This is a genomic window from Lentibacillus kapialis (assembly GCF_014646635.1).
In the GTDB taxonomy this organism is placed as follows: Bacteria; Bacillota; Bacilli; order Bacillales; family Amphibacillaceae; genus Lentibacillus; species Lentibacillus kapialis.
The window spans coordinates 36,050-53,765 of record NZ_BMNQ01000016.1 but is presented as its reverse complement, the minus strand read 5'-3'; the positions used below and the strand labels follow the sequence as shown (position 1 = coordinate 53,765).

At 44.0% G+C, this 17,716-nt stretch carries 13 protein-coding genes; all 13 read left to right on the top strand.

Annotated features, from left to right (window positions below; all coding sequences use genetic code 11):
* Positions 1–469 precede the first annotated feature (469 nt).
* The 13 genes from IEW67_RS07910 (at position 470) to gatB (ending at position 17,622) form a co-directional block, all read left to right on the top strand.
* Entirely contained in the window at positions 470–2,209 is a 1,740-nt protein-coding gene (locus IEW67_RS07910; protein ID WP_188632522.1) for an adenine deaminase C-terminal domain-containing protein, read from the top strand.
* A 42-nt stretch (positions 2,210–2,251) separates the two neighbouring features.
* Positions 2,252–3,313 (top strand): DUF3048 domain-containing protein, encoded by a 1,062-nt coding sequence (locus IEW67_RS07905; RefSeq protein WP_188632521.1) that lies wholly within the window; start codon positions 2,252–2,254, stop codon positions 3,311–3,313.
* An 18-nt stretch (positions 3,314–3,331) separates the two neighbouring features.
* A complete protein-coding gene (locus IEW67_RS07900) occupies positions 3,332–3,631 on the top strand; it encodes a YerC/YecD family TrpR-related protein (RefSeq protein ID WP_188632520.1) in 300 nt (99 codons plus the stop codon).
* A 286-nt stretch (positions 3,632–3,917) separates the two neighbouring features.
* A complete protein-coding gene (gene pcrB / locus IEW67_RS07895) occupies positions 3,918–4,601 on the top strand; it encodes a heptaprenylglyceryl phosphate synthase (protein ID WP_229671702.1) in 684 nt (227 codons plus the stop codon).
* Between the two features lie 42 nt (positions 4,602–4,643).
* Positions 4,644–6,845: a DNA helicase PcrA gene (gene pcrA / locus IEW67_RS07890; protein WP_373288503.1), complete on the top strand. Its 2,202-nt coding sequence runs from the start codon at positions 4,644–4,646 to the stop codon at positions 6,843–6,845.
* A gap of 14 nt (positions 6,846–6,859) precedes the next feature.
* Positions 6,860–8,863, top strand: a complete 2,004-nt coding sequence (gene ligA, locus IEW67_RS07885) for an NAD-dependent DNA ligase LigA (protein ID WP_188632518.1) — start codon at positions 6,860–6,862, stop codon at positions 8,861–8,863.
* Positions 8,864–8,875: 12 nt separating this feature from the next.
* The gene (locus tag IEW67_RS07880) at positions 8,876–10,090 is read left to right on the top strand and encodes a CamS family sex pheromone protein (protein ID WP_188632517.1); all 1,215 of its coding nucleotides are present in this window, start codon (positions 8,876–8,878) and stop codon (positions 10,088–10,090) included.
* Positions 10,091–10,744: 654 nt separating this feature from the next.
* Positions 10,745–12,013 (top strand): helix-turn-helix domain-containing protein, encoded by a 1,269-nt coding sequence (locus IEW67_RS07875; protein WP_188632516.1) that lies wholly within the window; start codon positions 10,745–10,747, stop codon positions 12,011–12,013.
* Between the two features lie 13 nt (positions 12,014–12,026).
* Positions 12,027–12,167, top strand: coding sequence for a hypothetical protein (locus tag IEW67_RS07870; RefSeq protein WP_188632515.1), 141 nt, complete (start codon positions 12,027–12,029; stop codon positions 12,165–12,167).
* A 308-nt stretch (positions 12,168–12,475) separates the two neighbouring features.
* Positions 12,476–13,996, top strand: coding sequence for a sodium/proline symporter PutP (gene putP, locus IEW67_RS07865; protein ID WP_188632514.1), 1,521 nt, complete (start codon positions 12,476–12,478; stop codon positions 13,994–13,996).
* Between the two features lie 426 nt (positions 13,997–14,422).
* Entirely contained in the window at positions 14,423–14,713 is a 291-nt protein-coding gene (gene gatC / locus IEW67_RS07860) for an Asp-tRNA(Asn)/Glu-tRNA(Gln) amidotransferase subunit GatC (protein WP_188632513.1), read from the top strand.
* 12 nt (positions 14,714–14,725) lie between these two features.
* Positions 14,726–16,195 carry an Asp-tRNA(Asn)/Glu-tRNA(Gln) amidotransferase subunit GatA gene (gatA, locus tag IEW67_RS07855; RefSeq protein ID WP_188632512.1) on the top strand — a complete coding sequence of 490 codons (1,470 nt, stop codon included), beginning with the start codon at positions 14,726–14,728 and terminating at the stop codon, positions 16,193–16,195.
* Positions 16,192–17,622 (top strand): Asp-tRNA(Asn)/Glu-tRNA(Gln) amidotransferase subunit GatB, encoded by a 1,431-nt coding sequence (gene gatB, locus IEW67_RS07850; protein WP_188632511.1) that lies wholly within the window; start codon positions 16,192–16,194, stop codon positions 17,620–17,622. The genes gatA and gatB overlap by 4 nt, the downstream gene beginning before the upstream one ends.
* Positions 17,623–17,716: the final 94 nt, after the last annotated feature.

Here is a 17,716-nt window from a genome sequence, read left to right as displayed (position 1 = left end):
ATGCAAGACGCTATATGGAGAGGATGATTGTCTATCTCGAAGAAACTCCGAAACCAAAACAAACGGAAGAAATACAAAAAGAAAAAGGGGGCCGATCATCTACAACCCAAGAAGACGTCGATCAATCATTGTTTAATGTGTCATGAGGAAGAGGAAATTCCTTATGACGTTGTAAGAGATTTTGATTTGATGGATGGAGGAGATCCAACAACTCCACCGAGATTTAACTGTGAACAGTGCGGAGGAGAGATGTATCCGGAGTATTATAAAGGTATGCATGGACAGGAATACAAATTATCGGATATCCTCTAACGAAGTTAGGAAGAAAAGGACTGGGCCGCACTTTGCCCGGTTTTTCTAACGGTTTAAAAGTTGTCACAAAAAATTCATTTCCTTTTTAAACCCAATACCGTATGAAAGTGCATTTTATGTTAAGCTGGAATAAACCATATATTGGAGCGTTGTTGTTATGTCAGAAAGTATCTATTGGAGAAACCGTGAATTGAGAAAACATGTTGCTGTTATTGATGGGGAAGAAGCACCTACAATCGTATTGAAAAACAGCACTTATTTAAATACATATACAAAGCAATGGCTGTGTGCCAACATTTGGATTTTTAATGACCGGATTGTTTATGTCGGCGATAAACTTCCCGAAAAGAGTCAATCAACGGAAGTCGTTGACTGTAACGGTCTGTTTCTGGTACCGGGCTATATCGAACCGCATGCGCACCCCTTCCTATTGTACAATCCTGAAAATCTGGCAATGCACGGGGGTGAGTACGGTACGACAACATTTATCAATGATAATCTTATGTTCAATTTTTTATTGGATAAAAAGAAAGCGTTTACGTTATTGGAAGACTTTAATCAATCACCGGTTACGATGTACTGGTGGGCACGATTTGATTCTCAGACGGCACTGCAGCATCCCGGGGAATATTTCGACACAGAAAAAGTTCTGTCTTGGCTCAAGCATCCGTCTGTCATTCAAGGTGGTGAACTGACAGCGTGGCCGCATTTACTGGATGGGGATGACCGTCTCCTCTATTGGATTCAGGAGGCAAATCGGCTTGATAAACCGGTTGAAGGCCATTTACCCGGGGCATCTGAAAGAACGCTGACAAAAATGAAGCTGTTAGGTGTGGACGCAGAGCATGAGGCCATGACCGGAAAGGAAGCAGCTAAACGTCTGCAGCTTGGTTATCAGACCGGTCTGCGCTACTCATCCATCCGCCCTGATCTTCCCAAGTTACTGGAAGAGTTGCTCGCAGAGGGTGTGAACACATTTGACCATGTTACAATGAATACGGATGGTGCAGCACCTGCTTTTTATGAACGTGGTATTATGAATGTTTGTGTGGCGATTGCGATTGAAAAAGGTGTTCCGCTGGCGGATGCTTACCGGATGGCATCACACAACGCCGCGGTACATTACGGCCAGATCAATGATGTCGGGTGTATCGCTCCGGGTCGAATAGCCAATATCAATATCCTGCAGAAAAAGGATAATCCGCATCCGATCAGTGTTTTGGCAAAAGGTGAATGGTTGAAAAAAGACCATAAAACGAAAGACTTTTCCTCAAAAATCGACTGGGGGAAATATGAAATTGAACCCATTGCATTCGAATGGGACCTGACATTGGAAGATATGCAATTTTCTGTTCCTATCGGGCTCAACATGATGAACGATGTGCTTATTCAGCCATATGCGATCAAAACAGACGTAACACTTGATGTGATTCCCTCAAGCACCGATGATGCCTTTCTTATGCTGATTGATAGAAAAGGAAGCTGGCGTGTCAATACCGCGATTAAAGGCTTCACGAATCGGTTGGGCGCATTGGCAAGCTCATTTTCAGCGACCGGTGACCTTATTTTTATCGGGAAAAGCAAGCAAGATATGTTGCTTGCATGGAGGCGACTGAAAGAACTGGGCGGCGGGATAGTGCTTGCTCATGAGGGTGAAGTCATATTCGAGCTGCCGCTTGCCCTGAGCGGTATCATGTTCGCCGGAACGATGCGCGTATTGATAGAAAAGGAAAAGCAACTGAGAAAATTGCTGGCGGACTTCGGGTATACATTTGGAGATCCGGTCTACTCGATTCTCTTTTTATCAGCAACTCATTTACCATACATCCGGATTACACAACAAGGCGTTATTGATGTGAAAAAGCGTGAAGTACTCTTTCCGGCAACAATGCGATAACGATGTGCGGAAAGAACCTTTTTTCTAAAGGAAGTGGCGGCATTGAGAAAGGTTATTGTTTATCTATCACTTTTCATACTGCTGTTTCTTGCAGCTTGTTCAGATGATCAGGAAAAGGGCGCAGGAGACAGTGAATCAAAAGAAAATACTGTAACAGAAAAAGAAAAACCGGGAGCATCGGACAACATGAATACGTTTCCGCTGACAGGGGTACAGACCGACCGCCCGGCCAACAATCGGATCGTTAGTGTGATGATCAATAATCATCGTAAAGCCCGGCCGCAATCAGGTCTCAGCAAGGCAGATATCGTTTTTGAAATGCTGGCGGAAGGGCGGATCACACGATTTATGGCCATGTTTCAGAGCGAAATGCCGGATGTTGCAGGCCCTGTCCGGAGTGCGCGCGAATACTATTTTGAACTTGCTGAGGGTTATGACGCCATATATATTTATCATGGGGCAGCCAATTTTGTAAATGATATGATTCAAAACCGTGGAATTGAACATTTGGATGGTGCGGCTTATGATAATAATGGACATTTATTTAAACGCGAATCATTCAGGAATGCGCCACATAATTCCTATCTGCAGTTTGACGGTGTGTATGACACAGCAAAGAAAAAAGGGTATAATGTGACACAGACGCACGACCCGCTGCCATTTGCTGCAGACGAGGGAACTGCCGGTATCTCCGGTGACCCTGCCGGGAATGTTAAGGTGGATTACTCCTCCAAGCGGCTGTCATACGTAGTCAATTACAAATACGATAAAAAGAACGGGACCTACACACGTTACAGTGATGGGGAAAAATCTGTTGAACTGGACTCGGGCGAGCCGATAACGGCTGATAATATTTTTATCGTGGAAACACCGCATCAAGTCATTGATGATGCAGGGAGACGGAAAATCGATATAACATCGGGCGGTGATGCGTATCTGGTGCAAAAGGGAAAAATTCGCGACGTCAAGTGGGAAAATCGTGATGGCAGGATTATCCCGGTGAAGAACGGTAAGCCGGTGCAATTTGTTCAGGGCAACACATGGATTAACGTTATACCGACAGAACCGGGAATCAGCCAATCGGTTACGGTATCAAATGATTAGAAAGCAGGTGATGTCATCATGCAGATCGACAAACTGCGCGGAAATCAGCTGGATCAATTGTTTGACGCGATTCTGGCGTTAAAAGATCGTGAGGAGTGCTATCAATTTTTTGATGATATTGCAACGATGTCCGAGGTCCACTCGATCGCTCAGCGGCTGCAGGTTGCCAAAATGCTGACAGAAGGTTACACCTATAACTACATAGAGGAAGAGACAAGCGCTTCGACTGCAACGATTTCACGTGTGCGCCGCTGTATTAATTATGGGAGCGGCGGGTATAAAATTGTTCTGGATCGATTACTTGATCATAACGCGTAAATCAGCTGCTATCCCCAAGTAGGGGATAGCTTGCTTTTTGCTGCGGTCAATGCTCCGATGCTCTTTGCCCTCAACGTTTCTCTTCAGGAAATTCCTCATTATTAATCCTGTTTTTCCTAAATTCATAGCGCGATTTTTGATATACTTTAAAAATGAAGGTGAATCGTGTATGCTGCCATCTGAATTCGCATTAACAGCACTTTTGTAAAGCAGGCAGTAATCAGCATGTCAGAAAGCTGAATCCATGAATCAATTCTTTAATATGGAGGAATTTACAGTGAATGAAATATCAACAAATTGGGAGCATTTATTTAAATTGGATCCTGCCAAAGACATCCCGGATGAGGACCTTGATGCGATTTGCGAGTCAGGGACTGATGCCGTGGTTGTCGGAGGGACTGATGATGTTACGCTGGATGGTGTGCTTGATTTGCTGTCGCGAATCCGGCGGCATCCTGTTCCGTGTGTTTTGGAAATATCCAATATGGCGTCGATTACGCCCGGTTTCGACTTTTATTTTATCCCGATGGTGATGAACAGTACGGAGAAAAGATGGATAATGGATCTCCATCATGAAGCTATCAAAGAATACCGGGATTCAATGAATTGGGATCAGATTATGGTTGAGGGCTACTGTATTTTAAACGAAAATGCCAAAGCTTATAAAGAGACGAAATGTGAGATGCCGGATCATGAGGATGTTGTGGCATATGCCTATATGGCGGAGCACGTTTTTCGGCTTCCGGTATTCTACATGGAATACAGCGGAAAGTATGGTCGACCTGAACTCGTTAAAGAAGTGAGAAAGCAGCTTGACAGCACGAAGCTGATCTACGGCGGCGGAATAAACAGTGCTTCCCGGGCCCGTGAAATGAAAGAACAGGCTGATACAATCGTTGTTGGTAATCTGATTTATTCGGATATCAACAAAGCTTTGAAAACAGTTGGCGCAGTTAAAGATATGCGTTAATAACAGTTCATCAGAAGGTGGTGTGTCATAGTGAGTCAGACAATGCACGACTTACTAAACGGATTAAATAAAGAACAGCAAGAGGCTGTCAAACATACAGAAGGACCATTACTGATTATGGCCGGAGCAGGAAGCGGCAAAACGCGGGTATTGACACACCGGATTGCTTATTTACTCGGTGAAAAGGATGTCTCGCCGCGGAATGTGCTGGCGATTACTTTTACAAACAAGGCAGCTCGTGAAATGAAAGAGCGCGTTAACAAGCTTGTTGGAGCAGGGGGTGGGCAGATATGGGTCTCCACTTTTCATTCAATGTGCGTGCGTATTTTGCGCCGGGATATTGACCGGATCGGCTATAACCGGAACTTTACGATTCTGGATAGCGGTGATCAGTTATCGGTCATTAAACAAATTCTGAAAGACTTGAACATAGATCCGAAAAAATTTGACCCCCGTGCAATACTTGGACAGATCAGCGGCGCGAAAAATGAACTGATCACACCAGAAAAGTACAGTGAAAACGTCGGTGACTTTTTTCAGCGTCAAGTGTCGCAGGTTTATGAACGTTATCAGAAAACATTGCGGAAAAACCAGGTACTCGACTTTGATGATCTGATTATGCAGACGATTCATTTATTCAAACGCGTTCCGGAAGTGCTGGAATATTATCAGCGCCGGTTCCAGTATATTCATGTGGACGAGTATCAGGACACCAATCATGCCCAATACTATTTGGTAAAGCAGTTGGCAAACAGATATCAGAACCTTTGCGTTGTCGGGGATTCCGATCAGTCTATTTACCGTTGGCGGGGCGCTGATATTGCGAATATCCTGTCGTTTGAAGAGGATTATCCATCGGCACGGGTGATCTACCTTGAGCAAAATTATCGTTCAACCAAGTCTATTTTGGATGCAGCAAATAAAGTTATTGGAAACAATTCCGGCCGCAAACCGAAGAATCTTTGGACAGAAAATGATGACGGCAACAAAATCCATTATTTTCAGGGCGGTACTGAACAGGAAGAGGCGTTATTTGTGACCGATAAAATTCAGGAACTGACCGGAGAGGGGTTGTCCCTGAATGATATTGCGATTCTTTACCGGACAAATGCGCAGTCAAGGGCGATCGAGGATACATTGGTTAAATCAGATATCGGTTATCAGATGGTCGGGGGAACCAAATTTTATGAACGAAAAGAGATTAAGGATCTGACTGCTTATTTGCGCCTTATTACCAACCCTGATGATGATATAAGCTTCGAACGGGTTGTGAATGTACCGAAACGCGGAATTGGAAAAACATCTGTCGACAAGCTGCGCGCCTATGCGGCTGAACATGCGATTTCATTTAACCGGGCGGTGAAGGAAGTCGATTTCGTCGGTGTGACAAAAAAAGCAGCCAACGCACTGGCAGGTTTCGGCAATCTGATTCGAACCCTTTCACAGCAACAGGAATTTTTGACAGCGACTGATATGGTTGAGGCAATTCTGGAGCGGACGGGTTATGAGGAAATGCTGAAAAATGAGGGGTCGCTGGAATCGCAAAGCCGTCTGGAAAACCTTGAGGAATTCAAAACTGTCACCCACGATTTTGAAGAAGGCGCTGAGGATAAAACTTTGATCGCATTTTTGACGGACCTGGCATTGGTGGCCGATATAGACCGTGTTGATGAGGAGGAAATGGATGATGAACCGAAAGTAACGCTCATGACACTGCATGCTGCCAAAGGGCTGGAGTTTCCGGTTGTTTTTTTAGTTGGCATGGAAGAAAACGTTTTTCCCCACAGCCGATCAATGTTTGATAATGAGGAAATGGAAGAGGAACGGCGTCTCGCCTATGTGGGGATTACCAGAGCTGAGCAGCAGTTATACCTGACCCATGCTAAAATGCGCACCATTTATGGCCGGACGAATATGAATCCGATCAGCCGGTTCATTAATGAAATCCCGGAAGATCTGGTTGATGGAATCGAACAGGTGCGAGCGTCGATGTATGGATCGTTAGAAAAACCCGACGACAAATCATCCCGGCCAAAACGGAGTGCCGGAAGAATGCAACAGACATCAGGTGCCGAATCACAGACCTGGAGTTCGGGTGATAAAGCAGAACATAAGAAATGGGGCGTTGGTACAGTTGTCAAAGTCCAGGGGGAAGGTGATGGGATGGAGCTTGACATCGCTTTTCCTGCACCGACAGGCATCAAACGGCTCTTGGCCAAATACGCACCCATCACGAAACAATAGGAGGTGCTTGGCAGTTGGATAAACAGCAAGCACAGCAGCAGATCACGGAACTGAGAGAACTTTTAAATCAATATGGTCATGAATATTATGTGCTCGATAGTCCTAGTGTTCCTGATTCAGAATATGACCGGAAAATGCAGGAGCTTCTTAAAGTGGAAGAGGCATTTCCGGAATTGGTCACGGCTGATTCACCATCTCAGCGTATTGGCGGTGAGCCGCTGGATGCGTTTCAGAAAGTGCAGCACAATGTAGCCATGATGAGCCTGGGGAACGCGTTCAATGAAGGTGAACTGCGCGACTTTGCCCGACGCGCCAAAGCGGGGACTGATGAGCCGATTTCGTTTGTCTGCGAATTGAAGATTGATGGTCTCGCGGTATCACTCACATACGAGAATGGCAAATTTGTCCGCGGTGCTACCCGTGGCGATGGCACAACCGGTGAAGATATTACCAGCAATTTAAGAACGGTTCGCAGCATTCCGCTTACTATCCCGGAGGAAAATACGATCGAAGTACGCGGCGAAGTGTTTATGCCGCACAAATCGTTTTTAAAGCTGAATGAACGACGGAAGGAAAAAGGTGATGAGCCGTTTGCAAACCCGCGCAATGCAGCGGCGGGATCGCTGCGCCAGCTTGATCCGAAAATCGCAGCGAGCCGCAATCTGGATATTTTTCTGTATGGTGTTGGTGAATGGCAAACAGGCACATTGGTATCACACAGTGAGCGGCTCGACTATTTGCTGGAGCTTGGTTTCAAAATCAATCCTGAATGGCGGCGTTGTGATACGATGGATGAGGTCATTGATTATGTTAATTACTGGGAAGAAAAAAGGCCGGACTTAGGTTATGAGATCGACGGCATCGTTGTTAAAGTGGATAATTTGGATCAGCAAGAGGAATTAGGATTTACCGCAAAAAATCCGCGCTGGGCCATTGCCTATAAATTTCCGGCTGAAGAAGTCATGACGACTCTCCGCACTATTGAATTAAGTGTTGGCCGGACCGGTGTTGTTACGCCGACTGCTGTTCTGGATCCGGTCAGGGTTGCTGGAACAACCGTCCAGCGTGCTTCTCTTCATAATGAGGATTTGATCCGGGAACGGGATATCAGGCTGGGGGATACGGTTGTCATTAAAAAAGCGGGCGACATAATCCCGGAAGTGATTCGGGCTGTTGAAGAAAAACGGACAGGCGGTGAAAAGGTGTTTTTTATGCCCGATGAATGCCCGGCATGCGGAAGCGAACTTGTCCGGCTTGAGGAAGAGGTGGCACTGCGCTGCATTAATCCGAATTGCCCCGCCCAGTTAAGAGAAGGGCTCATTCATTTTGTCTCTCGTGATGCCATGGACATTGAAGGTCTTGGGGAGAAAGTGATCAACCAGCTGTTCCGGGAAGAGTTGGTTCATACCATTGCTGACTTGTACCGGCTTGAACGTGACGATCTGCTGCAATTGGAACGAATGGGAGAAAAGTCGACTAGTAATTTGCTGCAGGCAATTGACGCGTCAAGAGACAATTCACTGGAACGGCTGTTATTTGGACTTGGCATCCGTTTTGTGGGTTCTAAAGCCGCCCGGACACTTGCCAGGCATTTTCAATCGATGGAAAATCTGCAGAAGGCTGGATTTGAAGATATCATCGCGATTGATGAAATGGGGGAGAAGATGGCCGACTCCATTGTCCGTTATTTTGAGGAAGACGAAGTGAAACATCTGCTTCATGAATTGCGCGAACTCGGTCTGAATATGGCATATCAAGGACCAAAAGCGCAGGACATGGAAGGAGACACTGCCTTTTCAGGCAAAACAGTTGTTTTAACCGGAAAAATGGAGAATTTCACACGTTCAGAGGCGAAAGCCTTGGTTGAACAGCTCGGCGGATCAGTGACCGGCAGTGTGAGCAAGAATACTGATATTTTGCTTGCCGGGGAAGACGCCGGTTCAAAATTGGAAAAAGCCGAAAAACTTGGCGTAGCGGTTTGGGACGAGCAGCAGCTGAGAGAAGTTTTGAACGATTAAGGAGTGGGCGACGTGAAAAAGATAATGATTATACTGTCAGGCGCCGTTTTGTTTCTCGCCGGCTGTGCACCATCGATTGGTAATGATGAGGAAGTTGTCCAGAACAAAGACAATTCAAAAGAACAGCAGAAATCGATTGTTTCCAGCCAGCGATTGCCGGATGAAGATTATCGGACTATTCTTCCATACCGCCCCAGTGCATCGCGAGGCGTCATCACCAACCAGATGGGAAATCGTGTGGACATTGACGAGATGGAAACCGGACTGAGAAGACTATCAAAGGATAACTTCGATCCCGAAAAATACTTTTTTGAAGAAGGCCAATATATAACCTCGGATATGCTTTATAATTGGCTGGACACCTATCCAACGGACGAGATGCTCAATCAGATGAAAGAGAGTGACAATTATGATGAGACGGCTATCGAAAAAGCGAAACTTGCATTAAATCCACCGCTGGATGAAGAAAAAAACTTAACGGAAGAAACGGCAAGCAAAGAAGATTACGAGAATAATCCAAAATACCTGACGCACATTCTGGAACAAAATTTTCTTAAAAAAACTGACGATAATAAAGTGGAGTTGATTGGGGCTTCACTCGGTATAGCGTTGAAGTCAGAATATACCTTTGAAGTTGACGGCAATACCTATCATAAAGAAATTTCCAAGTCGAAAATGATGGAAAAAGGAAAAGAAATTGCCCAGACTGTATTGGAGCGCGTCCGGAACATTGAGGGGATGGGTAACATTCCCATTATGATCGCCTTATACAGGGAAGAAGACCAAAGTTCACCGGTCCCAGGCAGTTTTGTAGCCAAAACAAGTGTTAAAGGGGATCAGGCGTCAATAAATGAATGGGAAACTATAACAGAAGAGAATGTGTTGTTTCCGTCCGAACAAGGGAAGGAAAAATATGCCGATACCCAGAAGTTGGTCCAAAATTTCAGCACACGCATTGAAGAGTACTTTCCGGATTATGTCGGTGTAATTGGTGAAGGCTTTTACATTGACGGAGAATTGCAGAAATTGACACTCGAAATCCCGCTTGAGTTTAACGGAAAAGGAGAAGTTATCGGCTTTACACAATACACGTATGGTCTTGTGGAAGAAATGTTCCAGGACTATTACGGACTCGAAGTCAAAATTAAGTCCAACCAAAAAATGGAAAGTCTTATATATCAAAACCCGGGCGACGATGAAGCCACAGTTCATGTGTATGATTCGTAATCAAATATCCTGTTCCGGGAACATATTTTGAAATTCACGACCATGTTCCGGCCTCCCTGTTCGCGTATGCTCAGGCTAACGTTTCAAAGAACCAGATAGCGGAAGGGAGTAACTGTCAAAAGACGGATAACCAGGCGGAACGGATGCTCATTCCGCTAATCGTGTGAAAATAGGATAAAACGAGCGCAAAAATGGCGAAATAGCGGAATGAGCATCCGCTAATGTGTTTCAAAAGCCTGAATTGAAGCAAATAACGGAATGAGAATCCGCTGGGACAACGTCGACGCAGGATGAATTAAACGCAGAGCCTTCTGATTCTACCATTATTACCTTAGTATAAGGCTTGAGCACATTCATGACCACTCGCAATAATCAATTTAACATTTTCGTTTATGGCGATTACCGACGAATGAATATAAGTCAATAGACCCAAAAATGTAAAAATAGCCTTTTTTCTGGAAGAAATATGCGGAAAAAGGGCTATTTTTGACTAACTTTCCTCATTTCAGGAAAGTATGCAAGTTACAGACAGGTTTATCAGCATATAAACCCTTCAACTTTCCCAATATGAATTTTTAGAATTTATGTTATGATATAAATATAACATTATTACCAATTCATTCTAAAAATTCAGCTGGTGAGGTGGGTAAAAAGATGGAAATCGGAGCCTATATCAAACTTCACAGAATTAAGCAGGAACTGACCCAGGCAGAACTGGCTGAAGGAATTGTTTCAAGCGCCTATTTATCAAAGATTGAAAACGAAAAAACAGCAGCGAGTCCAAGCGTCATAAGCTTATTATGCACCAGACTGGGGATTCAGTTGGACACGGGAACTGACGAAATGATCAGAGAGAAATTGCAAAATTGGTATGGCATGCTGTCCTCGGAACATGATATGGATGAAATGGTTCAAACTTACCGGGAATTGAATCAGGTCATGTATGATAACCATTCAGCGGACAGTTTGGTCATGTTTGAGATTCATAAGATACGGTACTATCTGGTTTTGGGTGAAATGGATAATGCTCTAAGTCAGATTAATAAACTGTCGGAAATGTCCGGTACGTTTGACACCCTACATCAATTCTACTGGTACAAATTTAAAGGGAATTATAGTTCTGCCAGTAATGAGTTTAACCAGGCAATACGCATGTATGAGGCTGCCGAAGAAAAATTTAATCAGCTAGAATTGTCTGAGGAAGGGATAGCTGATTTACAGTATACGATTGCCGTAACACATAGTAAGTTAAGAAATACCTTAGAGGCGATAGATTATGCCGAAAAGGCAATTGCTACGTTTCGGGTTACGTATAATTTCAGCCGGTGTGCGCAATGCCATATTGTATTGGGCATTTCCTACCGCCGAATCCGAATGCATAATAAGGCAATCAAAAACTATAATCTTGCCAAACATTTAGGCGAGTTAAAGCAAAATACACAGATTATTCAATTGACTAACCAGAATTTAGGATATCTTTATTCAACAATTGGAGAGAACAGAAAAGCTATTTCCAATTATGAGGAAATAGTGAAGGAAGAAGAACTGATGTTATTGGAGCGGATTACTGCATCCACGTCATTAATTAAGGAATATTACAATATATATAATTATGACAAGGCAAAGGAAATGATAGAAATTAGCTTGGATTTATTGGAAAAAGCCTATGACAAAGAAAGGTTTCAATTATTTTACTATATTACCTATACGTATGATTATGCAATCAACCTACAAGCTAAAAAGTTTGAGACCTTTGTAATAGATGAATTTATACCTTACTTAAAGAAGCATAAAGACTACGCTAATTTAGTGAATTATGCTAATATGCTGGCACGACATTTTGAAGGGAATAACAGATACAAAGAATCTGTTAAATATTATAAGTTGGCTAATGATACTTATGAAGAATTGATTAGCCTGTAAAGGGGGGGATATCATGAAAAAGTTGATGGCAACCGTTGCATTGGGAACTATGCTAGTTGCAGGATTTGCAGCAATGCAGGATGCACCGACTGATTCTGCAATGGAATTGGAGCCTAGAATATTTTCAGTCGGTCATGACGTTAGTAATTTTTAAGTCACTAACAGTAAATAGAACCAGTAACATTTACCCTATTACATTATGATTTAATTTGCCTGAATCGGTGTGGAAAACCGTTTCAGGCCTTTTTGTCTGCTGTATTTTATGCATGATTTAAAATCGTGTTACTATAAGAAATGATTTCAGTAGATGAAACATATGATATAATAATACTATTCAGAAAAGGGGGGCTAATAATGGAATATGCTATTTCCGGTGCAACATGGATGTGGATGTTTATCCCAATGCCCATTGTGGTGTTGCTGTCGATTATTACACTATTTACAGAGGGGAGGAAAAACTAAATGGGGCACGCAACGCTAATAACGTTTATTGTCTATCTGATTGGAATTCTTGCAATCGGTATCATTATGTACCGTATGACGAACAATCTTTCTGACTACGTTCTGGGCGGACGAAAGCTGGGTCCCGGGGTTGCAGCTCTGAGCGCAGGCGCATCCGATATGAGCGGGTGGCTTTTATTGGGATTGCCGGGCGCTATTTATGCTACTGGCCTTGCCGAAGCTTGGATGGCGATTGGTTTGTCAATTGGTGCTTATTTAAACTGGCAATTTGTAGCGAAACGGCTACGGGTTTATACAGAGGTTTCGAATAACTCCATAACGGTTCCGGATTTTCTGGAAAACCGCTTTAAAGACAGCTCGCACATTCTTCGCATTATTTCCGCACTTGTTATATTATTATTTTTCACATTCTACACATCATCCGGGATGGTGGCCGGAGCAAAATTATTTGAGGCATCATTTGGATTTGAGTATCAGACGGCTTTGTGGATCGGGACGGTTGTCGTCGTTTCATATACCTTGTTAGGCGGGTTTCTGGCAGTTGCCTGGACCGACTTCATCCAAGGCAGTTTAATGTTTCTTGCGTTGATTATTGTACCGATTATTGCAATTAACAAAATGGGCGGCTGGGATACTGCTGTCCAGGCTGTCGGGGATATCAGTGCGGATCATTTAAATATGATCGAAGGTGTCGGTATGATAGCGATCATTTCATCTTTGGCATGGGGACTTGGTTATTTTGGGCAGCCTCATATCATCGTCCGTTTTATGGCGTTAAGATCACCAAGAGATGTTCCAATGGCCCGGTTTATTGGAACAACCTGGATGGTTTTGGGGTTATATGGTGCTATATTCACCGGCTTTGTCGGCTTGGCATTCATCAGTACACAAGAAGTGAATGCTTTAAGTGAATTTGGTATTTCGGTTATAACGGAAAATGGTATTCAGATGCTTGAAGATCCTGAAAAGATTTTTATTGCTTTTTCGCAATTGTTATTTCATCCGGTGATTGCCGGGATTCTGCTTGCTGCGATTCTATCAGCTATTATGAGTACTATTGACTCACAGTTGCTTGTTTCGTCTTCAGCCGTTGCCGAGGACTTTTATAAAGCTATTTTCAAAAAAGAAGCAGGTGATCAGGAACTGGTATGGGTTGGTCGTATTGCGACGCTTATCATTGCCTTGATTGCTGCGATGATTGCCACAAATCCGGACAGCAGCGTGCTTGAGCTGGTTAGTTACGCCTGGGCAGGATTCGGAGCAGCGTTCGGCCCTACTATTTTACTGGCGTTATTCTGGAAGGGATTCACCCGCAATGGTGCATTTGCCGGTATCTTAGCAGGTGCTGTCACAGTCATCATTTGGGGTGGTGTTCTCTCAGGTGGCATTTTCGACTTGTATGAAATTGTTCCAGGCTTTTTGCTTAACCTGATCCTCGCCATTATTGTGAGTAAGGCAGGCACACCTCGGGATGGCGTCGAAGCTGAATATGATGAAACCATGTCAAGGCTGCATGTGTAAAAGATAAATTCAACGGTGAAATCCGCTTTTATTAAAAAATCGGTGTCGGCCAAAACGAGACGAAACAGTCCAAAAAGTTGTTGTCAACAGTAGATGTCAAAAAATGGCGAAATGGTTGTTGGGAAACAAAACAAACAGTGTGCCAAAGAGAAAGCCGCTGACACTGTTCAGCAGCTTTCTCTTTATTTATAACGTCAGAAAGTATAAATGATAGATGACCTAATAAGAAAAGCTTCGGCATTCGCTATAAGGAGGCGAATGCCGAGTTTTTCTAAAGTATCACCCGGAGCGAGAAGATATCAAAGGATGCGGTTTCTTTCTGTTCATTTGCCTAATGGCGGCAAATTCTGCTATTATCAATAGTGTCTTTAGGAAAATATAATCATCATTAACAAAGATACAATCATTTAGATGGAGGTGCCTGGCATGGCTGATATATCAAAAGATGAGGTCAAGCATGTAGCCAACTTAGCACGGCTTGCCATTTCCGAAGAAGAAGCGGATATGTTTACAAAACAGCTGAGTTCAATCATCGAATACGCTGAACAGTTAAATGAATTGGATACAGAGCATGTAGAGCCGACAACGCATGTTCTGGATTTGAAAAATGTTATGCGCAAGGATGAACCAAAAGAATGGATTTCAAAAGATGAAGCGTTAAGGAATGCACCGGATAAGCAGGAAGGTTATTTCCGTGTGCCATCGATTATGGAATAAGGAGGGAAATAGATGTCGCTATTTGATCACAGCATCAAACAATTGGAAGAGATGTTACATAAAAAGGAAATTTCAGCTGAAGACCTGGTTGATGCTTCATATGACCGCATTCATGAAGTCGATGATCAGGTTAAGGCCTTTTTGACACTTGATGAAGAACATGCCCGGAATCAGGCAAAACAGCTGGACGCTGCTCCGGATGAAAATGCACGCTTGTTTGCCATTCCGGCCGGTATTAAAGATAATATCGTCACGAAAGGCTTGCGGACCACGTGCGGGAGCCAGTTTCTGAAAAACTTTGACGATCCGCTCTATAATGCAACGGTCGTTGATAAACTGAATGCTGAAAAAATTGTTACGGTCGGTAAATTGAACATGGACGAATTTGCCATGGGATCATCGAATGAAAACTCCAGCTACACCCCAACACGCAACCCATGGAACACGGATTATGTTCCGGGTGGATCCAGCGGTGGTTCGGCCGCATCTGTTGCTGCCGGTGAAGTCCCATTTGCGCTTGGATCTGACACAGGCGGTTCAATCCGTCAGCCTGCATCGTTTTGCGGTGTTGTCGGCATGAAGCCGACATATGGACGTGTTTCCCGGTTCGGTCTTGTCGCATTTGCCTCATCGCTTGATCAGGTTGGCCCGATCACCCGCAGTGTGGAAGATAATGCACGCATCCTGGAGGTTATTTCGGGTCACGACAAAATGGATTCAACGAGCGCTGATGTTGATGTGCCTTCATATACGGACAAGCTGACAGGTGATGTCAAAGGCATGAAAATTGCAGTACCGAAAGAATATCTTGCTGAAGGTGTTGCACCGGAAGTGAAAGAAGCGGTCATGAGCGCATTGAGCGTGTATGAATCACTTGGTGCTGAATGGGAGAAAGTCTCCCTGCCGCATTCCAAATACGCTGTTGCAGCATATTACTTGCTTGCATCATCCGAAGCATCCGCCAACTTGGCCCGTTTTGATGGTGTTCGCTATGGTGTGCGTTCTGAGAAGGCAGATAACATGATGGATATGTTTACCTATTCCCGCAGCGAAGGATTCGGTGATGAAGTCAAACGTCGGATTATGCTGGGAACGTTCGCACTAAGTTCCGGGTATTATGATGCCTATTATAAAAAGGCCCAAAAAGTACGGACGCTTATTAAAAATGACTTTGATAACATTCTAAAAGATTATGATGTCGTAATTGGACCAACGGCGCCAACGCCAGCTTTTAAAGTCGGCGAAAAAGTTGATGATCCTTTAACGATGTATGCCAACGATATTCTGACAATTCCGGTTAACCTGGCGGGTGTTCCGGGGATTTCCGTGCCATGCGGCTTTTCAGAAAGTGGACTGCCGATTGGTCTGCAGGTCATCGGCAATGCGTTTGATGAAGGGACTGTCTATCGTGCGGCTCATGCATATGAACAAGCGACTGACCATCATACCAAACGGCCTCAATTGGGGGGTGCCAAATCATGAACTTTGAAACAATCATCGGACTTGAAGTACACGTCGAGCTAAAAACGGAATCGAAAATTTTCAGTTCAAGTCCCAATGCTTTTGGCGATAAACCAAACTCGAACATCAATCCGATTGACCTTGCCTATCCGGGTGTTTTACCCGTATTGAACGAAGAGGCAGTTAATTATGCGATGAAAGCGGCACTGGCATTGAACTGTGACATTGCAGCCAATACAAAATTTGACCGAAAAAACTACTTCTATCCAGACAATCCGAAAGCCTATCAAATTTCCCAGTTTGACCAGCCGATTGGTGAAAATGGCTGGATTGAGATTGAGGTGAACGGTGAGAAAAAGCGTATTGGAATTACCCGTCTGCATATGGAAGAGGACGCGGGCAAGCTGACCCATCAGGATGACGGTCATTCGCTGGTAGACTTTAATCGTCAGGGTACCCCGCTGATCGAAATTGTTTCGGAGCCGGATATCCGAACGCCTGAAGAAGCCTATGCCTATCTGGAAAAATTAAAAAATATCATTCAGTATACCGGTGTTTCCGATTGCAAGATGGAGGAAGGCTCACTGCGTTGTGATGCGAATCTTTCCATTCGTCCCATCGGGCAGGAAGAATTTGGCGTCAAAACAGAGTTGAAAAATCTGAACTCATTCTCATTCGTGCAAAAAGGGCTTGAATTCGAAGAGAAACGCCAGGAACAAGAGCTCCTCTCCGGCGGTGAAATCCTCCAGGAAACACGCCGTTATGATGAAAAAACAAAAGAAACGATTCTTATGCGCGTCAAAGAAGGATCAGACGATTATCGTTATTTCCCGGAGCCGGACTTAGTGCCGCTTTATATTGACGATGAATGGAAAGAACGTATCCGTGCTGAAATACCTGAATTACCTGATGCCCGAAAACAACGTTATATCAATGAAATGGAACTGCCTGAATATGATGCTGCCGTTTTGACCAGTTCCAAAGAAATGTCTGACTTCTTTGAGGTAGCCGTCCATCATGGTGCCGATATTAAGCAGGCCTCCAACTGGCTGATGGGCGATGTTTTAGCATATATGAACAAACATTATATGGAGCTGAACGAGCTAGCCCTGACACCGGAAGCACTGGCAACCATGATCAAGCTGATCGAGGACGGTACCATTTCGTCCAAAATTGCCAAAAAAGTATTTGCAGAGCTGGTGGAAAACGGTGGTGACCCTGAGAAAATTGTTAAAGAGAAGGGTCTTGTGCAAATTTCCGATGAAGGTCAACTGACTGAAATCATCACAAAAGTGCTCGACGAAAATGAACAGTCGATCATTGACTATCAAAACGGGAAAGATCGTGCCATCAAATATCTTGTCGGTCAAGTCATGAAAGCAACAAAAGGACAGGCAAACCCGCCAATGGTTAATAAAATTCTACAGCAGGAGATAGATAAGAGGTAGTTCGTTTGTAAGTTATACAGAAACGTTGGGACTACTGTCACTTTTTGGCAGTAGTCCATTATTTGCGGTCAATAACTTTTCAATCGGGACAAAA